Genomic DNA, 357 nt, shown 5'->3' with positions numbered 1-357 from the left:
AGGGAATACCAAGATGATGACCCGCTTATTGTACTTTTGCTTGGTCCCGGTATTCGAATTTCCTCCGATAGGTAGGCGGTGTAGTCCCTTGTCGTATTGCCCCCTTGGATTTGGATGTAATACGTTCCGCTTTGATCCGCTGTAAAGCTAATCTTGGAGGTAGCACTCGATCCAATCGCTTTTTTGTTGCCGTCATACACGGTAACACCAGTGCTTCCTGCTGCACTGAAAATGTAGTTTCGTTCTGCCGTTAGCTGGATTTGATAATATCCTTCTTCGTTCGCTGGAAGTCTAATGTCCTTTCTCCACCAACTCCCCCTCGACTCCATGGGATATGCCTTGTCCATTGCTGTTCCG

At 47.6% G+C, this 357-nt stretch carries 1 protein-coding gene; it reads right to left on the bottom strand.

The features are described from left to right. Window positions 1–357: hypothetical protein (locus tag ACSEXW_RS28335; RefSeq protein ID WP_438449522.1), on the bottom strand; the 357-nt coding region annotated here is incomplete at both ends.

Source organism: Oryzibacillus soli (assembly GCF_051594765.1).
GTDB lineage: Bacteria > Bacillota > Bacilli > Paenibacillales > NBRC-103111 > Paenibacillus_AR.
This window is presented reverse-complemented; position numbering and strand designations above follow the sequence as displayed.